This window comes from Teredinibacter waterburyi, from assembly GCF_001922985.1.
In the GTDB taxonomy this organism is placed as follows: Bacteria; Pseudomonadota; Gammaproteobacteria; order Pseudomonadales; family Cellvibrionaceae; genus Teredinibacter; species Teredinibacter waterburyi.
Window position 1 is genome coordinate 62755 of the sequence record NZ_MRUH01000124.1, and the last position, 22687, is coordinate 85441.

At 47.8% G+C, this 22687-nt stretch carries 13 protein-coding genes; 5 read left to right on the forward strand and 8 right to left on the reverse strand.

Features of this window, described 5'->3' with window-relative positions:
• Positions 1–34: 34 nt before the first annotated feature.
• From IDZ20_RS09980 to IDZ20_RS09990, 3 genes are all read right to left on the reverse strand, one after another.
• Entirely contained in the window at positions 35–1201 is a 1167-nt protein-coding gene (locus IDZ20_RS09980; RefSeq protein WP_188151287.1) for a cation:proton antiporter, read from the reverse strand.
• A gap of 235 nt (positions 1202–1436) precedes the next feature.
• Positions 1437–1934 (reverse strand): DUF934 domain-containing protein, encoded by a 498-nt coding sequence (locus tag IDZ20_RS09985; protein ID WP_188151288.1) that lies wholly within the window; start codon positions 1932–1934, stop codon positions 1437–1439.
• Positions 1918–3582 (reverse strand): nitrite/sulfite reductase, encoded by a 1665-nt coding sequence (locus IDZ20_RS09990; protein WP_188151289.1) that lies wholly within the window; start codon positions 3580–3582, stop codon positions 1918–1920. The genes IDZ20_RS09985 and IDZ20_RS09990 overlap by 17 nt, the downstream gene beginning before the upstream one ends.
• A 388-nt stretch (positions 3583–3970) precedes the next feature.
• On the opposite strand from IDZ20_RS09990, the gene IDZ20_RS09995 reads away from it, so the two are divergent.
• Positions 3971–4135, forward strand: coding sequence for a hypothetical protein (locus IDZ20_RS09995; RefSeq protein WP_188151290.1), 165 nt, complete (start codon positions 3971–3973; stop codon positions 4133–4135).
• Positions 4136–4483: 348 nt separating this feature from the next.
• On the opposite strand, the gene IDZ20_RS10000 is transcribed toward IDZ20_RS09995, so the two are convergent.
• On the reverse strand, positions 4484–4723 hold the full coding sequence (locus IDZ20_RS10000) for a DUF2970 domain-containing protein (RefSeq protein WP_188151291.1): 240 nt from the start codon (positions 4721–4723) through the stop codon (positions 4484–4486).
• 4 nt (positions 4724–4727) lie between these two features.
• Complete coding sequence (gene metH, locus IDZ20_RS10005; protein ID WP_188151292.1) at positions 4728–8420, reverse strand: methionine synthase; 3693 nt, start codon at positions 8418–8420, stop codon at positions 4728–4730.
• Between the two features lie 444 nt (positions 8421–8864).
• Here metH and IDZ20_RS10010 point away from each other — a divergent pair, with 444 nt between their 5' ends.
• From IDZ20_RS10010 to nfuA, 3 genes are all read left to right on the forward strand, one after another.
• Positions 8865–10085: an ABC transporter substrate-binding protein gene (locus IDZ20_RS10010; protein WP_188151293.1), complete on the forward strand. Its 1221-nt coding sequence runs from the start codon at positions 8865–8867 to the stop codon at positions 10083–10085.
• Between the two features lie 58 nt (positions 10086–10143).
• Positions 10144–12147 (forward strand): methyl-accepting chemotaxis protein, encoded by a 2004-nt coding sequence (locus IDZ20_RS10015; protein WP_188151294.1) that lies wholly within the window; start codon positions 10144–10146, stop codon positions 12145–12147.
• 188 nt (positions 12148–12335) lie between these two features.
• Complete coding sequence (nfuA, locus tag IDZ20_RS10020) at positions 12336–12920, forward strand: Fe-S biogenesis protein NfuA (protein WP_188151295.1); 585 nt, start codon at positions 12336–12338, stop codon at positions 12918–12920.
• A 179-nt stretch (positions 12921–13099) separates the two neighbouring features.
• Here the strand turns inward: nfuA and IDZ20_RS10025 are convergent, their stop codons facing one another.
• From IDZ20_RS10025 to IDZ20_RS10035, 3 genes are all read right to left on the reverse strand, one after another.
• Positions 13100–14161, reverse strand: coding sequence for a 3-deoxy-7-phosphoheptulonate synthase (locus IDZ20_RS10025; protein WP_188151296.1), 1062 nt, complete (start codon positions 14159–14161; stop codon positions 13100–13102).
• Positions 14162–14267: 106 nt separating this feature from the next.
• On the reverse strand, positions 14268–18032 hold the full coding sequence (locus IDZ20_RS10030; protein WP_188151297.1) for a UvrD-helicase domain-containing protein: 3765 nt from the start codon (positions 18030–18032) through the stop codon (positions 14268–14270).
• A complete protein-coding gene (locus IDZ20_RS10035; RefSeq protein ID WP_188151298.1) occupies positions 18029–21004 on the reverse strand; it encodes a PD-(D/E)XK nuclease family protein in 2976 nt (991 codons plus the stop codon). Before IDZ20_RS10035 ends, IDZ20_RS10030 begins: the two co-directional genes overlap by 4 nt.
• Before the next feature lie 643 nt (positions 21005–21647).
• Between IDZ20_RS10035 and trmH the strand changes: the two genes are divergently transcribed.
• Entirely contained in the window at positions 21648–22421 is a 774-nt protein-coding gene (gene trmH / locus IDZ20_RS10040) for a tRNA (guanosine(18)-2'-O)-methyltransferase TrmH (protein ID WP_245792245.1), read from the forward strand.
• Positions 22422–22687 lie beyond the last annotated feature (266 nt).

Sequence of the window (22687 nt, forward strand, 5' to 3'; positions counted from 1 at the left end):
GTGTTTAGACGAGGCGAGGCAAGTGGTTTTGAGGCTAGTCTCGTCGTAACTTGTCGGAAACTGCAATAGGGTTCGGGAAGTTGAAAATAACGATGTAACTGGAAACGACAAAGCTCAATATAGCGGCGGTCTGGATTAATACCGACGCCGCCTCACCAATAATCCCCGAAGTTGTCGCTACAAAAACAATTAATAGTGAGAATTCACTAATCTGCCCCAGGCGAAAGCCGATATCCCACGCCAAAGCCGATTTTTCACTCTGTCTTTTTAGCAGCCCGAAAAACACTACCGGCTTAAGAATCAATAGTGCAGACGCCAAGAAAATTGCCGGCAATAACACTGATGGCAACAGATCAATATTGAGACGAGCCCCCAAGCAAAAGAAGAACAGGACAAGAAAAAAGTCGCGCAAAGGTTTAAGGTTTAAGGCGATGTACTGTGCAATAGGGCTTGTGGCAATAGAAATTCCCGCAATAAAAGCGCCAATTTCCACTGATAAATGAAATGCGTGAGCTAGTTGTGCCAAACCTAGGCACCAGCCAATGGCGACTAAAAAGATATATTCATGGAAACGGTCGAACTTAGCGATGAGTGGCGTAATTACCCATTTCACCATCAAGTAGGCGCACCCTGCTAGTAATGGCATTGCTAGCAGGGTAATACTAAGTTCAATCAGTTGTGAATCGCCTCGGCCGCCACTTAAAAGTACTAGCAAGCAAATGATTGCGAGAAAATCTTGGATTAGCAGCAAGCCGATCATTAGCTCGCCGGTATGCTTGTGATGAAGAACCGTAGTTGGTAGAAGTTTGATGCCGATAATGGTGCTGGAAAACATCGAGGCCATGGCGATCACGCCGGCTTCGGGATAACTGAAACCGAATAGTAGCCCCACGCAAAAGCCAATTGCGGCAAATGTTGCACTGCTCACTAATGCGATGCTGGTCGCGCTCTTGAGTACTGAGATTAGCGCTTTCGGTTGCATGTCTAAACCGAGCAAGAAAAGCAAAAATACAATTCCAATTTCAGAGAGGTCGGAAATCGCATTGATATCAGTAATGGCGGAAAACCCATGGGGGCCAAGTAAAACGCCGACAACAATATAGGCGACAAGCAACGGTTGGCGTGTGTAGAGCGCAATGGATGCGAGAATGGCTGCACCACAAAAGATGAGAAAAAATGCGTTAAATATAGAGCCGTCCATCACCGTGCCTATTGCTGATAAATGAGGGTAGAGCTAAAAACCCTGTTGTAAGTGTAATTCAAAAATGCGTGCGGCGGTGGTTCGGTGGTGAAGTGAAAGGTATACCGAGTCATACCAATCGCAAGCCGATAGGGATGGGTCAGTGTTTTTGTGTAGAAGAATTGAACAGCTCTTTTTATTAAATGCTCTGGGGTCGAGAGCTTAAGTGCTCGACCCCAGAGAAACACTGGCGCGGTTAGCGACGGCGATAGAGGGGTTGTGGTTCATCCGCTGCGGCTTGATAGCAGTCAGTAAAATCGTTCAAACTTTGAATAGCAGATTCCAGCTTAGTTTCGTCGGCTACAACGAAACTGCTGAATCCGCAACGTTTAAGAAAGAACAGTTGATCTTGAATAAATGCGCCAGTCGCACGCAATTCACCGGTGTAATCGAAGTGGTCACGAATCATCCGCGCTAGAGAAAAGCCTCTGCCGTCAGTAAATACGGGGAACTCGATACAGATAAGTGAAACCTGCTTAACCAGTTGTTTAACGCTGGCAGGATCTTGGTCACCATTCAGTAACAAGCCAGCTTTTGCCGCTTTCTCTGGGGCTTCGCTGAGAAGTTGATTGTATAAGTCTAAGCTCACTACAAAGTCCGCCGACTCGACTACAGCGTCTGTAAGCATTGATGCGTCGGTTACAACAACGGTTGTGTCATCACCTAACTGGCCGTTTTTAACTAGCTTTGGCATATACACGCTCCTTAAACGGTTCGATTCCTACTCGTAGGTAGGTTTCTGAAAAGGTTTCGCCATCAATACGGTTTGCGACAAATACGTCGATCACTTTGCGAACGACTGAGGGCATCTCATCGGCGCCGAATGATGGGCCGAGTACCTTACCTAGCGCCGCTTGTTTTCCAGCGTTGCCGCCAAGCTGTACTTGATAAAATTCCTCACCCTTCTTGTCGACCCCTAAAATACCAATATGCCCTATGTGGTGGTGGCCACAGGCGTTCATACAGCCGGAAATATTGAGATCTATATCACCGAGGTCGTAGAGGTAATCCAAGTCATCAAACTCACGTTGAATGGCTTCAGCGATCGGAATTGACTTAGCGTTAGCTAGGGAGCAGAAGTCGCCGCCGGGGCAGCAGATCATATCGTTTAGTGTACCGATATTGGCGGTTGCAAAACCCGCCGGACGGAGTTCCTGCCATAGGGCATAAAGCTGCGCTGCAGGGACATCTGCGAGGACGATATTTTGTTCGTGAGTCGCACGCACTTCGCCAAAGGAGTAGCGATCGGCAAAGTCAGCGATTTGTTCAAGTTGCTTGTCGGTAATATCGCCTGGTGCTACGCCGGTAGGCTTTAGGGACAGCGTCACGGCGCGGTAGCCGGAGATTTGATGCCCGCACACGTTGCGGCTTAGCCAGTTGCTAAACGCTTTCTCTGAAGCCGCTTGTTCGTTCAGTTGCTGTTGCGCTGATGCTTCATCCAGCGTTTGGTAGGGCGGCGCGGTAAAATAGCTCTTCGCTCGGTTGATTTCTTTCTCGGTTAGTAGTGTTGGCGTCTCGGAAATCTGCGCCCACTCTTTTTCGACGATTTCGGCGAAGGCCGCTGGGCCCATCGCTTTAACCAAGATCTTGATACGCGCTTTGTATTTGTTGTCGCGTCGACCCTGAAGGTTATAAATACGCAAAATAGCTTCGAGATAGGTGAGTAAATCCTGCTCAGGTAAGAATTCTCGAATTACGCTTCCAATCACCGGTGTACGGCCCAGACCGCCGCCAACAAGCACTTGAAAGCCGATCGCACCTTTGTCGTTACGAACCAGCTGTAAGCCGATATCGTGGAAGTGAATCGCTGCACGATCCTCTTCACTGCCACACACCGCAATCTTGAACTTACGAGGTAGAAATGCAAATTCTGGATGGAATGTGGACCACTGGCGAATAATTTCACAATAGGGGCGTGGGTCGATGGATTCATCGGGTGCAACGCCTGCAAATTGGTCTGTTGTGGTGTTGCGAATACAGTTGCCGCTGGTTTGTACCGCGTGCATTTCCACCTCAGCTAGCTCGGCAAGAATATCGGGTACTTCTTCTAGCTGAGGCCAGTTTAGCTGTATGTTTTGACGCGTGGTTACGTGGCAGTAGCCCTTATCGTAGTGGCGACAAATATGTGCGAGCTTGCGCAACTGCTTGGAGTTAAGCATCCCGTAGGGCACGGCAATGCGTAGCATGGGCGCGAGACGCTGAACATAGAGGCCATTTTGCAATCGCAAGGGAAGGAATTCTTCGTTTTTGAGTTCGCCGGCGAGGAATCGGTCGGTTTGTCGACGGAATTGTGCCACGCGCTCACGGATGATCTGATGATCATGTTCGTCGTAAACGTACATGTAAGTTTGATACCTGTAGGTTAGGGCCAAAAAACAAAATAAGCTTTATCGTAACGCCAGCCGCTGCTGGTTATTCGCCATTGAAGCCGACGACAAGTAAACCGATGAAAACCATGAATAGCTACACTCATGTTTGACGTTAGGTAAACCGTTGAAATAGAAGCTGTTCGCATTAAAAATAGTGGCGGGCAGGATACAGGAAAACCCCGTTTCCTGCGAGAGCGCTAGGACTAAACTCGCAGATAGGAATTGTATCTATCATGCATGTTGCTGGGTCAGCATAGGCCGGTGCCACGATTTGCCCTATTTTCGGTTGCTGGAGGTCGATATGCACCTGATATTTTCATTGCGTAGACTAATTTCTAGATTATTTTGAGAAGTATTTAGAATGAAATGGCATAAAGTGACGCAAGGGGTTGCCATGTGGCGTAATTTGAGGTTGAATTGCTCGCTATACCGAGCGGTGTACGCGGAGCACGGTGTGGAGATTGAAGCTAGTGTTGTTGAGGGTTTGATTCCTGAGTGCTCGCTGGATCGGAAAGACGGCTGTTAAGTGTCACGTAGCCGGTTAGGTCGTACCTAAAACTACAAACCAAAATAAAATAATTAGGAGGGGACGATGGAAGACGAAATTCAAATGATGGAACAAGGTGATAGCATTGCCGACGCAGTTGCTGCAGTAGCACTAATTCTGATATTCGTATCTACTTGTGTATTCTGGATTAGCGGTCAGTAGATTATTCAAGCCTGCAACAAAGTAACAAGCCTTTATAATCTAGGCTTGATTCAAGCGCAAAATAAGCGCTAGCAGCATAAAAAAACCCTCTAGCCAAAAGCTAGAGGGTTTTTTTATGGGCGTATTTTTAATCTTTCCCGCCCAGTATTCTAGACAACATACGAACTAACTGATTGCGTATTTTGCCACGCTTACCACGGTGATAACGAAAATCATTGTGAAAACAACGCCCATAATAATATAGGGAATCGGACTTTTCTGAGAAAAATCCTCTTCTAAGTTTTCCTGGTTTTGTACACCAAATGCAGCAGCGAACGTTGTTAAAACTAAACGTAATACGCTAGGGCGTTTTTTCTTGGGTTGAGGTTCAGGCATCTCACTCTGTGTATTTAGATTGTTGCTCATAGGGCTATCCGTCATAGTCGAGATTTGGTTGAAGCCAGCGTTCAACATCTTGCAGCGATTGTTGTTTACGCTCCGCAAAGGCTTCTACTTGGTCTTTACAGATATTGCCAACGCTAAAGTATTTTGCCTCTGGGTGGGCGAAGTACCAGCCGGATACGGCTGCTGTTGGGTACATAGCAAAGTGTTCGGTCAAGTTTAAACCTATTTCGTTTTCAGGTTGCAACAGTTTAAATAATGTGGCCTTTTCTGTGTGGTCTGGGCAGGCAGGATAGCCAGGAGCAGGGCGTATACCACGATATTTTTCTTTAATGAGCTCATCATTACTTAGGGTTTCGTCTTTAGCGTAGCCCCATTCGTTGTTTCGAACTAAGTGGTGTAGGTGTTCCGCAAAAGCTTCCGCTAGTCGATCGGCGAGTGCTTTCACCATAATGGAATTGTAATCGTCGCCGTTATCCTGATATTCCTTTGCCAGCTCTTCTGCACCAATACCTGCTGTTACCGCGAAACCACCAATGTAATCAGTTTTGCCGGTTTCTTTGGGGGCGACGAAGTCTGCAAGTGAGCGAAATTGCGAGCTATCACCGGATTTAGCGATTTGCTGGCGCAAGTGGTGGAGCATGACCGGTGCTGGCTTACCTTCTACGGTCAGCTCAATATCGTCGTGGTTGACGGTATTTGCTGGCCAAAAACCAAATACGGCATTGGCTTTTATTTGACGCTTGTCGATGAGCTGTTTCAGCATTTGTTGTGCATCTTTAAACAGCTGGGTCGCGGCTTCGCCGACAACTTCGTCATCAAAAATCTTTGGATACTTACCGACTAAATCCCAGCTGATAAAAAATGGTGTCCAGTCGATATAGGGCACAAGTGTTTCTAGTGGGTAGTCGAGCAATGTTTTAGTGCCGGTAAAAGTTGGCTTGTCCGCTTTGAAATTATCCCAATCGAGTGCGAGCTTGCGCTCGATGGCTTCTTTGTAGGTTACGACGGTTCGGTTAGTCGGTCTTGCGGCGCGACGCGCTCGAACAACGTCGTAATCGGCTTGGACGCCAGCAACAAAATCCGCTCTTAGGTCAACCGACATCAGCCGCGATGCAACGCCAACTGCACGTGAGGCATCGGCGACGTATACCACTTGATTTAAATTGTATTGCGGATCGATTTTAACGGCGGTGTGCGCTTTAGATGTGGTGGCTCCACCAATAAGCAGTGGCATATTAATATTTTGCCGCTGCATTTCTTTTGCGACCGTTACCATTTCGTCGAGCGATGGTGTGATAAGCCCAGACAAACCGATAATGTCACACTTTTCTTCTACTGCGACTTTTAGGATTTTATCGTAGGGCACCATTACGCCGAGGTCGATCACTTCAAAGTTGTTGCACTGCAGAACAACGCCAACAATATTCTTGCCGATATCATGGACATCACCTTTTACGGTAGCCATTAATATTTTGCCATTGGGTTCGCTTTTACCATCTTTTGCAGCCTCAATAAAAGGCTGTAGATGAGCGACGGCTTGCTTCATAACACGTGCTGACTTTACGACCTGAGGCAAAAACATTTTACCCGCACCGAATAGATCACCGACGACGTTCATACCGTCCATCAGCGGGCCTTCAATAACATCGAGAGGGCGGGCACTGTCTAGGCGCGCGGTTTCCGTATCTTCGATAATAAAGCTGGTAATACCTTTAACCAGTGCGTGCTCTAAACGCTTGTTGACCGGCCACTCGCGCCATTCAAGGTCTTGCTTGTTGTCTTGTTGTTTGCCGTCACCGCGAAACTGTTCGGCTATATTGAGCAGTTCTTCGGTTGCATCGTTACTCTTGTTAAAAATAACGTTGGAAACTTTTTCTCGCAGCTCGGTGGGTAAGTCATCGTAAATGGCGAGTTGCCCCGCATTTACGATGCCCATGTTCATACCGGCTTGAATTGCGTGGTATAGGAACACTGAATGTATCGCTTCCCTTACAGGGTTGTTGCCGCGAAACGAGAATGAGACATTGCTTACGCCGCCAGAAATACTGGCGTGAGGAAGGTTTTTGCGAATCCAACGCGAAGCTTCAATAAAGTCGACGGCGTAGTTGTTGTGTTCGTCGATACCGGTTGCGACCGCAAAAATATTTGGATCGAAAATAATATCTTCCGGTGGGAAATTAAGCTTGTCGACTAGAATTCTATAGGAGCGTTCACAGATTTCTGTCTTCCGTTTTATCGTGTCGGCTTGGCCATCTTCATCGAATGCCATTACCACTATAGCCGCGCCGTAAAGTTTACAGAGGCGTGCCTTGTGTACGAATTCCGCTTCACCTTCTTTTAAGCTAATAGAATTAACGACGGACTTGCCTTGAATACACTTAAGACCGGCTTCGATCACGTCCCATTTAGATGAGTCGACCATAATCGGGACGCGGGAAATGTCGGGTTCACTGGCGATCAGGTTGAGGAATTTGACGATAGCCGCTTCGGCATCGAGCATGCCTTCATCCATATTGATGTCGATTATCTGCGCGCCTTCTTCGACTTGCTGCAGTGCAACTTCCAGCGCAGTGGTGTAGTCGCCTTCAAGTACAAGCCGTTTGAAACGGGCGGAACCGGTAACGTTACAGCGTTCGCCGATATTCACAAACAGCGAGTCGGAAGTGATGTTAAAGGGCTCTAAACCGGAAAGACGACAGGCTGGGGCTATCTCTGGGATTGTGCGCGGCGCGATGGACGCAACCGTTTCTGCAACCGTTTTGATGTGTAGCGGGGTGGTGCCGCAGCAACCACCAAGAATGTTGATATAACCGCTTTCGGCAAAATCTTTAACAATAGCGGCCATTTCTGCCGCGCTTTGATCGTACTCGCCAAACTCGTTCGGTAGACCGGCATTTGGGTGAGCTGAGACGTAACAGTTCGCTATTCGCGAGAGTTCTTTTACGTAGGGCGCTAGCTCCTTCGCGCCCAATGCGCAGTTAAGGCCAATCGATATCGGGTTTGCGTGGGCTAGCGAGTTGTAAAAAGCTTCGGTGGTTTGGCCAGACAGTGTGCGGCCAGAGGCGTCGGTAATGGTACCGGAAATCATTATTGGCAATTCGTAGCCAATCTCATTGAACAACGAGCGCACGGCAAACACGGCGGCCTTGGCATTCAGTGTATCGAATATTGTTTCGATAAGAATGATGTCGGTGCCGCCGGCAATAAGACCTTTAGTTGCTTCTGTGTAGTGCTCGACCAGCATATCGAAGGTGACGTTGCGCGCGCTGGGGTCGTTAACGTCGGGCGACATACTCGCGGTGCGGTTACAGGGGCCAATAACACCGGCCACCCAGCGTGGTTTATCTGGGGTTGAGGCGGCATCGGCAGCCTCGCGAGCCAATTTTGCGGCGGTTTCGTTCAGCTCGAATACCAGCGGCTCGAGGTTGTAATCGGCTTGCGATAGACGGTTCGAGTTGAAAGTGTTGGTTTCAATAATATCGGCACCGGCATCCAAATATTCTTGGTGTATTGAGCGAATGATGTCCGGTTGGGTCAGGGTGAGTAGATCGTTGTTACCGATTAGATCTAGGTGATGGTCACTAAAGCGCTCGCCGCGATAATCAGCTTCCTTAAATTTGTAACGCTGAATCATTGTGCCCATAGCCCCATCCAGAATCAAAATACGTTTCTGAAGTGCTTCTTTAAAGGCTTCTTGGCGAGTTAAATCCAATGTCATTCTATATCTACCCGTGGTTAGGAGTCAGTTACCGGTGTTGTTAGTTCAATCGATGCCATAGCGTGGTGGCTTATGGGCTTTAGTAAAGCGACCTATATCAATAAGTTTTGATATAGGTCGCGCATGTTACCAAAATCGCGCAGTCAGCGCATCCTTTATGGGTTGTCGCACCCGAGCATTATCGTGGCGCGCAAAAACATCTATCTTGCTGCCACGCCTCTAAAATTGCTCTGCTACACTAAAACAAAGGATCAACACATTTTTACTTGTGCGCGTCCAAAATGCCTGTTTTTCGGGTTGTTAGAACCTTTGGCGGTTAAGACTCTTAGCTGTTAGGGGGAACTACACAAATATTTGGTGTGGTTAAACCGAGTGGCAGGCTAAATTTTACAAACGATTACATAAGCAGGGGTAAGCATAACCTTGGCTTTTGGAGATGCAAACGTGATTTATCGATTTCTGCTGTTGCTATTGATGTCGTTGCCGCTGCCAGCCGTTGCAGAGGTGAGTGGCTCTATATCAGTTTTTACCAATCGTGGAGACCTCGTTCGCAACGGCAATTTTGCGCGTTGGGCGAAAGAATTTCAGCAGCTTAACCCTAAAGCTAAGGTAAGCGTGGTACTGGTAGAGCGTTACGCCGAAGAAATGGCGGCACGTTTTGCAAGTCGAGATTACGGCGATGTGATCTTGGTGCCAACCGATATGCCAAAAGAGGCCTACTCTAAGTTCTTTTTGCCTTTAAATGATATGAAGTTGTCCGATAAGGTGTATTTCGCGGATAGCTGGAGCCACGACGGTAAAGAGTACGCCTACACCCAAGGTGTTAGCGCCGAGGGTCTAATCTATAACCGCAAACTTATGACCAGCGTAGGCGTTGCAAAACCTCCGGTAACCTTGACGGAGTTCTATGAGCTTTGCGAAAAATTAAAGGCGTCGGGTGTTACACCAATATACCTTAACGTTGGTGCTGGCTGGCCATTGCAGCAGTGGGATAAGGCGGTAATGGTGCTGGGTAATGATGGTAATTACTACGAAGGCATGATGAATGAGCGGGCTCCATTTAGTAAGGGCAAGCCTTACGCTCAGTCACTGCGAATCGCCAGTACAATTTTTCAAAATGGCTATAGCGAAGACGAGTTTATATTTGATGTTTGGCAAGACTCAAAAAAGATGTTTGCGCAGAACAAAGCCGGGCTATTTTTTCTCGGTAGCTGGGCCATACCGCAGTTAATCGAGGAGGGCGCCAAATCTCGCGATGTTGGTTTTATTCCTTTCCCCCTTGATAACAGTGCTGAAGCTAAAGGCATTCTGAATTTCGATTGGGGTGTGGCAGTGAGTCGCTATTCTAAAAACCCAGCTACGGCTAAGGCTTGGTTGAACTATCTGTTAACACGCTCGGATTTTGCCGACGTGTCTGGCTTTATACCTACAGTTAAGACCCGTAAATCTGGAATGCCGCAGCTTGCCGAGTATATGGACTCTAAGCCGCAAGTGATTCAAACGGCACCCTACAAAAATGATTTTTTGCGTTTAACTAACAAGGCTGGCATGGATTTTATGGGAGGAAATTATATTCGCAATATTTTGCTTAGCCCAGATTTCGATGGAAGTATGAGTTATTGGGATGCTCGCTGGAAGCAGGCACAAGCTAATTTTGAACAGTAATATACGTTTGTGTGTCGGGTGCGACGGTTTAAATATTAAGCGAATTAGAGCGTAATCAATGAATATGTCAATTGTATCGAAGGTGATTGTAGGTTTTGCTGTAGTGCTAGGCTTACAGTTTCTGGTGACCTCGTTTGGTCTGGTTAGCCAAGTTAAAGTATCTAAGCAGTTTTCCCTTTCTACGGATACTATTTTTCCTATGTTAGAGCGTAGTTCTCTCGCCACGCTCTATGCACAACAAGCCTCGCAAGCGGTTGGTATGCATGCGGCAGAATATGAGCTGTCGCGACTCTCACCGATTAAATCTCAGTATAAAACCGCAATCGATGCCTATCAGCGCGAGTCTGAAAAGCTCTTGGATTTATCGAAAAATCAAGCTGACTTTTTAAACGCTATCAAAGGCGCGCTGGGTTCAACACAGAGCGCGTTAAGTATCGGCGCCGAACATATTGCTAGTCACGAAAAGCTGGTGCGAACAATTGAGCTTGAATACGAGGCATTAAAAGCCTTTGAGGAAACCTGGCAGTATTTTGCGGCTGATCTAAAAGATACGCGCTTTATGCTGACGGATGCAGAGTTGGGTGCACGTTGGTTGTTGGACTCATTAGAACAAGATGCGAATGAAGCGGCCGCGATTATGCTGCGCGTTCCATCCTATAGAGCTAATACCGAGCTGGATAATGCGGCGCGACAATTAAAGTATTTTTGGCAGGGCATAAAAGTTAAGCACGACATTATGACCGAACGATTTCCAATTATGGCGCAGCGGTTAGAAAAATATACTCGGCTATTATACACCCATATCAGCCAAAGTGATGGTGTGCTCGAGCAGCAGCAACTAAGAATTGAGTTAACGAGTGAAAGTCGTGAATTATTGGTCAAACTCAGTCGAGAATTGGAAACGAGTGTACAGCGACTGAATAATCTCAATCAGGATTTAAGTAACCTAGCTGACCGGACTGGTGCTGAAACCACCAATATTTTAAATAAAAGCCGGATGGCAATTTTAGTTACTTTTGTGTTGGCGATTGTTGTAGGTGTAGTCGTTGCTGCGTTGGTTGTACGGGGGGTACGCGGCCCACTCAGACAACTTGTGCAGCGCCTTGACCGTTTGGCACGAAACGATTTAACCGACCCTGGTGATCATGTTACCAGTGGTGAGTTCAAGTTGATTTCTGAATCGCTGGATAAATTGGTAGACGGCCTAACCAGAATTATTAGGGAAATAAAGGTTCAAAGTGGCAACCTGTCTGAGGTTGCCACCACGGCCTCAACAATGAGTTCCGCGTCGCGCCAAGACATCGATGATCAGCGCGAACAAACGACCACCTTGGCCGCCGCGACCACAGAAATGGAATACACCGCCAAGGATGTTGCCGGTAACGCGCGCAGTACTAGCGACGTGGTTGGCGACCTCTATCAATCTGCGCAAGAAGGACAAGTGATTGTTTCGAAAAGCCGCAGCTTAATTACCTCCTTAGATGTTGAGCTTGATAAAGCCGCTAACGTTATTAAGGAGCTTCGCAATGAATCAGAAAACATTGATTCAATTGTGTCAGTGATTATGGGTATTGCAGAACAAACGAATTTGCTAGCACTAAATGCTGCAATCGAAGCTGCCCGCGCGGGTGAGCAGGGAAGAGGCTTCGCTGTGGTTGCTGACGAGGTTAGGGCGCTGGCCAATAAAACTCAGTCATCTACGAGTGAAATTACTCAGATGATTGAGAGTTTGCAGAATAAGTCTGCCTCAGCCAACGAGATTATGGAGCAGAACCGCCGCACCGCGAATGCCTGTGTAGAGCATTCTGATCTTACCGCTAAGTCGTTGGATGGGGTTATTGAAGGGCTGGATAAAATACGTTCGATGGTGGCGAGTATTGCGACCGCCGCCGAAGAGCAAAGCCGAGTGACAAGTGACCTCGCCCATACCGTAGTGATTATTTCCAATGTTGCAGAAGGTATCCAAACCCGTGCAGTCGCTATGGAGGACTCAAGTAAGAACTTGAATGGTATGGCCGGTTTACAGCACAGTCTGGCGGACAAATTTGTTTTGAAAAACTAGCGGTGAGTTTTAGGCGTTAATCGCTAGCGTTACCTACGCAGTGCTAGGGGCCTATATAAGGTTTGTGACAGTTCATATAACCGTTAAGCTTTTGTTCGTATAGTAAAATCAATTTCACATTGGTGGGCGAATCCGATACTATACCTGACTAAATTGATCAGGTATTAAATAGCGGTATTTTTCCCATTATGCTCAATGTAACTATTACGCCCTCTGCACAAACCTACCTCCGTGAACTGCTCGACAAGCAGAATTGCGAAGGTATTGGCATTCGTATGTTCGTTTCTAATCCCGGCACAGCTCAGGCTGAAACCTGTATAGCGTACTGTCGCCCAGGGGAAGAAAAAGAAGAAGATGAAACTCTGGAATTGGAAGGCTTTACGGCGCATTTTGATGGCGCCAGTATTGCCTATTTGGACGAGGCGAAGGTAGATTACGCCGCCGACAAAATGGGCGGTCAGTTAACTATTCGTGCACCTAATTCGAAAATGCCGAAAATTAACGACGATAGCTCCGTAACCGATAAGATTAACTATGTGCTGTACAACGAGGTTAACCCGGGTTTGGCATCGCACGGCGGGAACGTCAGCTTGCTCGAGATAACCGAAGACAACTTCGCTGTACTCAAGTTTGGTGGCGGTTGTCAGGGGTGTAGCGCAGTTGATTTAACCTTAAAGCAAGGCGTGGAAAAAACCCTGCTTGAGCGTGTTCCGGAATTGGCTGGCGTGCGCGATTTGACTGATCACACTGATAAGAGTCAAGCCTACTATTAAATATAGGCATCCTCGCTAACCAGTTTTCATCATCGATTGGCGAGTGTTTTAATAAATAGCTAAGTTTTCAAACAGCTAAAACGAAAAAGCCCGCTAACCCCTTATAAGTTCAACTATAAAAATAGTCGATCTTAAACAAGAGGTTAGCGGGCTTTTTTAATGTGCTTTATATCTGTTGCTTAACGGTTCGGCAGCACATTCCGCAGTTTGGCAGCAGCGCTGCGCAGCATAACTTCGGTTGTTTCCCAGTCGACGCAAGCGTCTGTTACCGACACACCGTATTCCAATTGACTTAAATCGGCAGGAATCTTTTGGTTGCCGGCACCAATGTTACTTTCAACCATAACGCCAATAATAGACTTGTTGCCTTCCAAGATTTGGTTGCTAACGTTATCCATTACCAAGGGCTGAAGCTCATGGCTCTTGTTGGAGTTGGCGTGACTACAGTCGATCATAATGTTGTTAGCGACCTTGCCTTCAACCAACTCTTTCTCACACATGGCAACACTGACGGAGTCATAGTTTGGCTTGCCGTTGCCGCCGCGCAATACTACGTGGCCATAGGCATTGCCTCGGGTTGTAACAACCGAGACAGAACCATTCTTATTGATACCCAAAAATCGGTGAGCACTAGAAACAGACTGCAATGCATTGATAGCTACGGTAAGGCTGCCGTCAGTGCCGTTTTTAAAGCCGACAGCTGAAGATAGGCCGCTGGCCATTTCGCGGTGTGTCTGGGACTCGGTAGTCCGGGCACCAATTGCCGACCAAGAAATAAGGTCTTGCAAATATTGTGGTGAAATAGGGTCCAGTGCTTCGGTAGCGGTTGGAAGCCCAAGCTCGGCGATATCAAGTAAGAGTCGACGCCCGACCTCCAGCCCTTCGGCAATTTTAAAGGAGTCGTTCATATAGGGGTCGTTGATCAAGCCTTTCCAGCCAGTTGTGGTGCGTGGCTTTTCAAAATAGACGCGCATCACAATGAACAGGGTGTCTTGCACTTCTTCGGCCAAAGCCTTCAAGCGGTGCGCATAATCCATAGCGGCTTTAGTGTCGTGAATGGAGCAGGGGCCCACTACAACAATAAGGCGTGGATCTTTACGGTCGAGAATATTGCGAACTGTTTCGCGCCCGATGTTTACGGATTGCGATGCCGCCTCGCCAATTGGAAGTTTCTCCTGTAGCTCTGCTGGAGTAATCAGAACCTCTTGGGAGACGACGTTTAAGTCTTCGAAATTGGACATAGTGTGATACCAGATCTCTCGTTAAATAACGTGGTTAAGGTCAAATTTGGTGGCCATTGTACTGGATAAACCTTATGAATTGTTGCAAAGCGCGCATAAATATTTGCTATTTGAACGATTCATATTCTGCCAAAACGTCTATACAGGGAAAGTAAAGAGCACAGGCAATCCGCGACCAGCGGCCTAGGGCTATGCTCGACGGTATTTCTGAATAGTTAAGTTTTTCGATTAACGACTTATAGCCGGCCATTTGTTGATGATATTTTGTACGTTCTATTTCGACAAAATCTTCGACCGCTTCTGCATCAATTGGGGCAGAGGATTTATAGTCAATGATCCAAAGGGTTTGTTGGTCGAGGAAAACCCGATCTATCACATAGTTGTTGATTGTTTTGTTGTTGGTATCGCTGCGAACACGCGTAACCGGAAATTCACAGAGGCTGAGTTCGTATTGGCTGCTTAACAACCAGCGTGCGGTAGAGCTGTTAATAAGCCGTTCAACTTGAGCACTTAGCCAGGGTAGTTCTGCAGAGGCTTGCGCTGGGTTTAACCCTAGACTCAGTAACTGTTGCAGCCAAAAGTTTTGCATTCGCTCGATGCGCGAGGTATCCCAACTGTTTGAACCTTGCTCAACCATGGTTTGCATAATCCGGTGCAGCAGTGTGCCACGTTGCCGCTGGGTAAAGCCTGCATGCTCTGCGCTCGCGTCGACGAAAATATTTAACTTGCTGTTATCAAAACTGGGCGGTGCGAAATCGGGATAAATCGGGTTGCCGAATTGTGCGAGTGGCCAGCTCGGTTTTAGACGAAGAATTTCCGAGTGGGGTAGTTGTTCACTGTTTAGAACTTCGTTGTCTGTATCGGCATTATTCACGATTGAAGACGCGCTTAAGGGCTGTTCGATGCGTTCAAATTGCCTTTCAGTTTGTGCCCATATTCGCGCCAGAAGGGATGCTGACGAGGGGGCTGCAATTTCCCCTTTTTGCGATGTTTTTAGTTGTGCGGATAGAAAAAGTCTTTTCTTCGCGCGCGTACAGGCGACGTAAAGTAATCGTGTTTGCTCAAACTCGGCGCGGCGTTTTCCCTCTTGTTGAATCAGCTTGGTAAGCGGGTCATCTGTTGGCGTTTGTTTCGCCGATATTGGACTGAGGATAAGGTGTGCGTCGGCTTGACTGTGGCGGCGTTCGGTCCAGTAGAGCAATCGCTGTCTATCACTGGCTCCGCCGCGATGTAGTGATGGCAAAAATACGGAATCGAACTCTAATCCCTTGGATTTATGCATGGTCAAAATTTGCACGGGGTTTGCGTGGGTCTCGCGTGGTTTTGCATACAGCTGCTGCAAGGCTTGATCGAAGGCTTGCATGTCGGTAAGTGCGCCGCGCTTCTGGAATTTTGCCACGAGTTTTAAAAAGGTTTGTTGGTCGTCTAACGCGCTTAAATCGTTTAAGGTCGCGGGACCGCCGAGGCTTAGCCAGCAGGCTTCAACCAAATCGACTAAGCTGCGACGCAGGCGGTTGGCAAGGGCGGAGCTAAGCACTTCAACCACGCGCTGGATTTCATGGCGCGCATTGCTAGCTTGGCTAAAACGTTGCAACTTATCCCACAGGCTCGGCTTATAGTTACGTTTGGTTTTTCGGCGTTTAAACGATTCGGCGTTGTCGCTATTAAGTGGTTGGCCGTCATTCGAAAGGTTATCTAGCTTGCGGTTGTGCTCGTCCAGTTGATCGCTGTGTATATCCAATAGGTCGTTTAGGGCCGCAAGCTCAAAATTGTCGACTGCACATATGGGGCTGCGCAACAACGTCAACAGCGCAAGTGAGTCGCTAGGGTCCTGTAAAAAGCGTGTAAGTGCATAAATATCCTGTACACCGCGACGCCCCGCTAAACGATCAATTTCTACTGCAGAATAGGGGATTTCTACTGCATTAAGGGATGGAATGATCGCGTCAAGATGGCTGCGTGAGCGCACCAGTATCGCAATTGACTCGTCCGGGTACTGCGCTCTAAGTTCGTTAACCTGTTCAGCAATGTGATTGGCTTCGAGGCTAGTGTCGACGGGGTCCACGAAAGCGGTCGCTTTTATATAGCTGTCTGGTTCTAGTTCTGGCTGTGGGCGCGCGTCTGTTTGATTGTTTTCCGCTTGCTGAATTGATTGTTCTGGCGGCAGTTTTTCAGACGGTTTAAACGCGTTGGAGCTGTTATAGCGAACCGCGCCGAGTTCGATATTGTCTCTGCGCGGGAAGCTTTGATCAAAAACGCCGTTAACCCAGTCGATAATTTTTGCGGTCGAACGAAAGTTGACGTTTAAATCTAGAGGTTGCAACACTTTACCGGCTAGGCCCTGGGCGCGAACGTCGAGAAAAATACCGACGTTGGCATTGCGAAAACTGTAGCAGGACTGCATGCCGTCACCCACCACAAACAAGGTTTTCTCTGGCGTCGTGTCCCATTCACGGGTGAGCAGGCGCAGTAGGTCAATTTGTGCGTAGGAGGTGTCTTGAAACTCGTCTACTAAAATGTGGTGCAATTGATAGTCGAGCTTTAATGCGAGCTCGGTGGGCCCGTCGTAAGCTTCCAGCGCTGTTTTTGCTTGTGCGGCTATCTCAATAAAGTCGGTAGATTTTTCCTGTTCAAAAATAAGTTTTAAATGCGCTACAAGCAGCGGCAAAATATCGGTTAGTGCCGCGAGCATTTTCCACTGCGCTTCAGGGTATTGTGGGGCGGGAAAATTCGTCAGCGTGACGAGTTGTATTTCGAGATCTTCGATGAGTCTCAGTTCGTCTAAAATTTCACTAAAGCGATCTTTTTGATCTTTGTAAAACGCGGTTTGCTGTTTGTCCGGTGCGGGTGGAAAACCGTGATTTTTGGTTAAGCGTTTTATAAAACTGCCGGTCTTGGTAAGAATAATCGCACCTACCGCTCGCCAAAATATCAGCGCGTTTGCATCGCTCGGTTTAGGGAACTGTAATATGTCGCCAAGTTCTAGCAGCGCCGCGCTGGGCAGATCGCGCGCTAAATTGGATTGCGCGAATCGCAGCAGTTCACAGATCTCACCTTCAAACACCTTAAGCTCACGGTTTACTATTGCCAGCGTATCTTCAGCCCATTGCTGCACGCCCTGTTCGAGCCGATACCGAATTGCGTTCGCGGTGTCTTCGGCCTCTAGCTCATGGTCGGTATCGAACTCGTGTTCTTGTTCCTGGTCTAGCTGGGTCGCACCATAGATAAGTGGCAGCCATTGATCGCGATTGCCAAGTAGTTCGATTAATAAAACACCGAGTCGGTCGAGATTGCCGTCGAGATGGTTCACGAGGGTGGTCAATGCTTCTGGCCAAGGTTTGTCGCGGTAATAGTCGAGCAGCGATTTAACGGCTAAGCGATACGCCGGTTCGGTTTGATCCAGTATGGTTGTGTCGGGGTCGGCGCGACTCGAGAGTGGCATTTGCTGGGTAAGCGAACGACAAAACCGGTCGATGGTTAAAATACGCAAGCGGTATGGGAGCTGTAATAAATTCCAATCGCGGGCTAAATTATTTTGCCAAGCCGCGTAGGCATAGCTCAATAGTTTTTGTTGGTGCGGATCTTCAATTTCTGCTATTTGAGTGGCGTCTAGTAGCGCCGCATCGGTAATCGCTCCGAGAATACGTTCACGCATTTCAAAGGCAGCTTTGCGGGTGAAGGTAATCGACAGTATTTCTTCTGGCTGCTTGGCTTGGGCTAAAAGTTTTAACACGCGCAAGGTGAGCAAACCTGTTTTACCCGACCCAGCGGGAGCCGAAACGGCGAAGGATTGTTGTGTGTCTAATGCCGCTTCGCGCGCGTCGATATCTAAGGGTTGAACTATTTTGATTTGGCTCGACGGGGTTTTCATTGTTGAGCCTCCGGTGTTTGTGCGTCTACGATGTCATCATCGGCGACGCATTGGGAGCGCTGCTCCTTAGCGTTGTTACGGCTTAGCGGCACTAGGTATTGATTGTATTTAATGTTATCTGGTGTGAACACAACATCAGCTACATAACCTTCTGTGAGCCGAGCAATACTCCAGCCGAGTGATTGATGCCACCATTTTAAGGCCTCACCCCAGCCGTCTGTGAAGGCCGGTGTCTTTGTGGCCGCTGGAGAAATAATACCTTTGAACGATTGTTGGATCTCACCAATCCCTTTTATTTCAGTTTTATCCGCCGATATTCGAAACCATGCAATTGCATTTACGCTAGCCGCAGAGGTGGTATCGATTTGTTTTGTTGGTGCCGACCTAAAGCCAGTGCTGAAATGATCTAGTGTCGATAAATCTAGCTGAGAATACAGTGGCAGTTGTGGGTCTGGCAGTGGATGCCGTTGTATATGTTGCAGATTAACGGCACCACTTTTGTAGTCGATTAAGATCAGCTCATCGTTGACGGTGCGATCTATTCGATCGATCCGCAGGTGTAGGTTGTAGCCATCTATATTCACGGTAGCGCGGGTTTCAATACCCACAACCGTAAAGGCGTCTCGGGTTAACTCCAAGGCTAGGGCTGAACCTAGTTTTTCTTCCATACGTTGCTGCTCTACTGTGAGGTAGTCGCGGTGAAATGTGTTTGATGAGCGTTGCAGGGTTGCTTCTAGTGCGCTGCTACAACAATCGTGTATGAGCGCGTTAAGATCGCTTGCCGATAATGATTGGAGTTGTGCTAAGGATTCTTGGCGGCGCCAAAATCTGGCAAGCGCGTCATGCATAAAGTTACCGCGCATCGCGGCATCAAATCCAAATTGCGGCTCTACCGGTTGGTCAATACCGAGACGGTAGGACACAAATGCATAAAATGGATTGCCGTTAAATAGCTTCAGGTGATAGGCGCCGTGAACAGCGTCGTTAGCTGTCGCGAGTGGCGGCGCCCAGGTGGTGTCGATTGTGTCGTAATCATTGTAATTTAGCTGTTGCTTGTAATAGCTGGTAAGTGCAGTTGGCGCAACGGCGTCGACACTCACACAATTGTTGCTGTTCATTTCTAGGTTCATGCCTAGGTCGAGTAGCAGTGGGCTGGGGTTACAATGTTCATCGTCATTTTGAGATGCAAAGGTTAATGTCAACGAGGGGTTATTTGAGCGGTACGACGCCAATAATTCTTTCGCGTATAGTAGTTCGCGCTCGGGCGTAGCTCTCGGTAGGCCGTGATGTTTTTGTAAACTGTAGGGAATCAAACTGTTTGGCTGGGGCTGTGCGGGTAGTGTGTCTGCATTTAATTGCACGATTCTACAATAATCAAAGCTAATGCCTGCGCCCTCCATCAATCCCAATATTTGTATGGGTTTAGGTGTTGTTTGCACATGGAATTGATGTGTTGAACAAAGCGTGTTTAAAAGTTCGCGGAGCTGTGAAAATGACTTTTTGGGCTTTTGCTTTTTATCGCCGCTTTCATCGCCATCGTTTAACAAGCTATCGAAGCGACCGAGGTTGTTAATCAGGTCGATAAAGCGTTGGGCAGCCTGAAACTCGCGGCTGTTAAGTTCGCGCGGTCCCGGCCAGCCAATTGCTTGCAGGGCTTTAATTAAGGTTGGCTGCCAAGCGGTATAGGTTTGCTCCACTGTAGTTAGGCGCAACAATGTTCGCAGTGAGAGCAGGTGGGCGGAACAGGTGGTTGGTGGTGCAAGTTTATCGCTTACCTCTAGGGTTGATGCGGTAGTGTTGGTAGAGGCGAATTCACTTTCGGTGCGAAGCAGCGTATCGATATAGTCTTGAATGGCGAGGTCATAGCTCGGGCTTTGTTTGCACCATTGCGCGCAGCTTAATCGTACGGGGTTGTTGTCGCTTCCCCAGAAGGGGTTGTTGTTTAAGGCAATTACCCGCTCCCGTGGCCAGTCGAACTGATTAAGATGAAGTACCTCCAGTGCCGCAGCGACTACGGGTTCCTCGGCAAGGCTTGATGCGGCGGATATATCGCAGGGGATACAAGCGGTGTCGGCATCCGGTGTACTGGTAAATTGAGGATCGAAAACTTCAATAAACGCGCGCTCTACAGTGGCAATATTCTTGTGTAGGTTGGGTACCACAATGGCAATGCTGGGGTTGCTATCGCCGTGATTGTCTAATAATTCTCGACACCAGTGTGCAGCGGCTAAAATTTCGTCTTCGATGGTGCTGAAACGCTCAAACTGAAGCTCCGCTGGGGTGCTTAATGCTTCGACCGCTAGGCTCGCACATTCCGCCACCACAATCTCGCTTTCCTGCCAAAAGGCTTGCCAGCGCGGCGTTTGTTCCGCAAAGCCATACAAGGCAACGCGATTTGGCTTGGCGATAGCCTTTTCACTAAAGGCCCGCTGAATAGCTTTGAGCGCATCAAATTCAGTCGCTAGCCGGTGGCTGTTCAGGTAGCTATCAAAGCAAAACAAGGCGGCGCGAAGTAGGGTTGTTTCTTCGTTGTCGAATGGTAACAACACTTCTGCATCCAGCTGCCAATTTTGGAGGGAATCGTGGGCTTCCTGAAGTGTTTTGGCGAGTGAGCCCGATGCGATAAGGGTGTCATTTAGTTCTAGCTCGCTGGCGTTGCCGAAGCGATTCGTCCTAATAGTGCGTTGGATTTGGCCGGAAGTGAGTAGGTGTTTCCAAATCAACTGCGATTCGGCACTAGTTAAAAGCTGTTTATCGGTGTCTAAAAAGGCCCGATTCTGAAGGTCGAGCCAAAGGTTTGATAGCCAGTTTGTTTGGGTATAAATAGAAGGTTGCTCACCAACGCTATTCTCTGCAGGTAAAGCCAGCGCACCTAAATAGCGCTGCTGGCGTTGATTGGCGGTGAGAATTAAATCGTTATCTAATAGCAAACTGTTCAGTTTTGGCCCGAGTGCTGCGGTATTTCGGTGCATTTTTACAACCTTCCGTTTACTTGATGATCGAAAATCGATTAACGCTTGAACTATTTCAATTCGATGACTACGTGGTTCCGGGGGTTAGCGCCGGCTAACCGTTTATGCACAATCATAGTTTTCACCTATAGCAAGCAGTTTTTTCACTCAAATAGTGATCAATGACAACAGTTAACTCTAAGATAATTACGTAAGCTATTGATATATAACGATAAATATTCATCGGTCAAAAAGTGTACAATCTGTAGGGGGGCGAGGGTTTCTAGGCCCTGGGACCGGTTCCACATAGAATATCCACGAAGTTATCCACAGGAAATGTGGAAAAAAATTGCTGTATATATTTTAATCACTGACAAAAAACTGTCACAAATAGGCATAACTTAGTTTGACTGATAGGTGAAATTCCGAGGCTAGCGGGAAGTTTCTATGTGCTATTGCGCCAATCTCAGAATTTCTTGCGCGCCATTGTAGCAGAGACGACATTCAGCAAGAGGAGCTCTAACGGAAATAGACCCGAGCTACGAATCGCTGATTATAAGCAAAGGCGATGGATGTTGGATTGCCGTCGTTGACTGCTTGGTGCTTGGCGTTGTGCAAAGCCTGTTTTTTACTCTGCTCTCTAAGTAGAATACCGCAGCTTCAAATGACTAATGGTTCCAAACGAATGACTCCAGAACGCTTTCAGCGCATTAATGATGTACTCAATAAGCGCCAACCGGACCTAACCGTAGTAACGGATGAGGTACACAAAGTACGTAATATCTCAGCAATCGTGCGCACTTGTGATGCTGTGGGTATTGATCAAATTCACTGTGTGACGCCTAAAGCGGGTTTTCAAACCTATAGTGGTACCTCGGCGAGCGCCGATAAATGGGTGGGGGTTAATGCCCATACGCGTGTTGCCGAGCCGTTGGCGCTGCTTAAGCAGCAGGGTTTTCAGGTTGTTGCCGCGCATTTGGATAGCAAGGCTGTCGACTATCGATTGCCCGACTATACCAAGCCGACAGCGTTGCTGCTTGGCGCAGAGATTGATGGGGTGAGCGAGATTGCACAGGGGTTTGTAGATCACACCGTGGTAGTGCCAATGATGGGGATGGTTGAATCTTTTAACGTATCGGTCGCCGGCGCAATTATTTTGATGGAAGCCCAGCGACAACGGCAAGCTGCGGGCCTTTACGATAACCGTCGAATTGATGATGAGACCTTTCGGTTGCGCTTCTTCCGTTGGGCCCACCCTGTGATTACACGTTTTTGCGATGATTTTGATTTCCCCTACCCAGCAGTTCGGGAGGATGGCGAAATTATTAATTTATCGGCGTGGTACGCGCAGGCACGCAAACAAGCGGCTGAAATAAAAATAGCGCGTAAAGCGCGTCGCCGAGAGATAGCTGATCGTGTTGCTAGCGAGGAAAGTTGAATTACAGGCAAAAAAAGCCCGACGTTTCTGGGGGGAGAGCGTCGGGCTAGGACCATTAGGAGTGAAACATTAAGGAGTTAATCCTTATCGAACCACTAAACTAGCAGTTCTAACCGACAGCGAATAATACTTGGGGGGGATGTTCGCTATCGGTAATGTAATTATTAATCAGATCTCAAACTTTTCCAGTATTGCGCGGCTAATTCTTAAACCAAAACTTAATGAGAACCCAGTATTTATAGTAACTTGCTATAACGCCGCTGTTT

What these genes read in the sequence shown, in the direction of transcription:
- IDZ20_RS09980 (WP_188151287.1), bottom strand. Translation starts at nt 1,201, where the DNA reads ATGGACGGCTCTATATTTAACGCATTTTTTCTCATCTTTTGTGGTGCA.
- IDZ20_RS09985 (WP_188151288.1), bottom strand. Translation starts at nt 1,934, where the DNA reads ATGCCAAAGCTAGTTAAAAACGGCCAGTTAGGTGATGACACAACCGTT.
- IDZ20_RS09990 (WP_188151289.1), bottom strand. Translation starts at nt 3,582, where the DNA reads ATGTACGTTTACGACGAACATGATCATCAGATCATCCGTGAGCGCGTG.
- IDZ20_RS09995 (WP_188151290.1), top strand. Translation starts at nt 3,971, where the DNA reads ATGAAATGGCATAAAGTGACGCAAGGGGTTGCCATGTGGCGTAATTTG.
- IDZ20_RS10000 (WP_188151291.1), bottom strand. Translation starts at nt 4,723, where the DNA reads ATGAGCAACAATCTAAATACACAGAGTGAGATGCCTGAACCTCAACCC.
- metH (WP_188151292.1), bottom strand. Translation starts at nt 8,420, where the DNA reads ATGACATTGGATTTAACTCGCCAAGAAGCCTTTAAAGAAGCACTTCAG.
- IDZ20_RS10015 (WP_188151294.1), top strand. Translation starts at nt 10,144, where the DNA reads ATGAATATGTCAATTGTATCGAAGGTGATTGTAGGTTTTGCTGTAGTG.
- nfuA (WP_188151295.1), top strand. Translation starts at nt 12,336, where the DNA reads ATGCTCAATGTAACTATTACGCCCTCTGCACAAACCTACCTCCGTGAA.
- IDZ20_RS10025 (WP_188151296.1), bottom strand. Translation starts at nt 14,161, where the DNA reads ATGTCCAATTTCGAAGACTTAAACGTCGTCTCCCAAGAGGTTCTGATT.
- IDZ20_RS10030 (WP_188151297.1), bottom strand. Translation starts at nt 18,032, where the DNA reads ATGAAAACCCCGTCGAGCCAAATCAAAATAGTTCAACCCTTAGATATC.
- IDZ20_RS10035 (WP_188151298.1), bottom strand. Translation starts at nt 21,004, where the DNA reads ATGCACCGAAATACCGCAGCACTCGGGCCAAAACTGAACAGTTTGCTA.
- trmH (WP_245792245.1), top strand. Translation starts at nt 21,648, where the DNA reads ATGACTAATGGTTCCAAACGAATGACTCCAGAACGCTTTCAGCGCATT.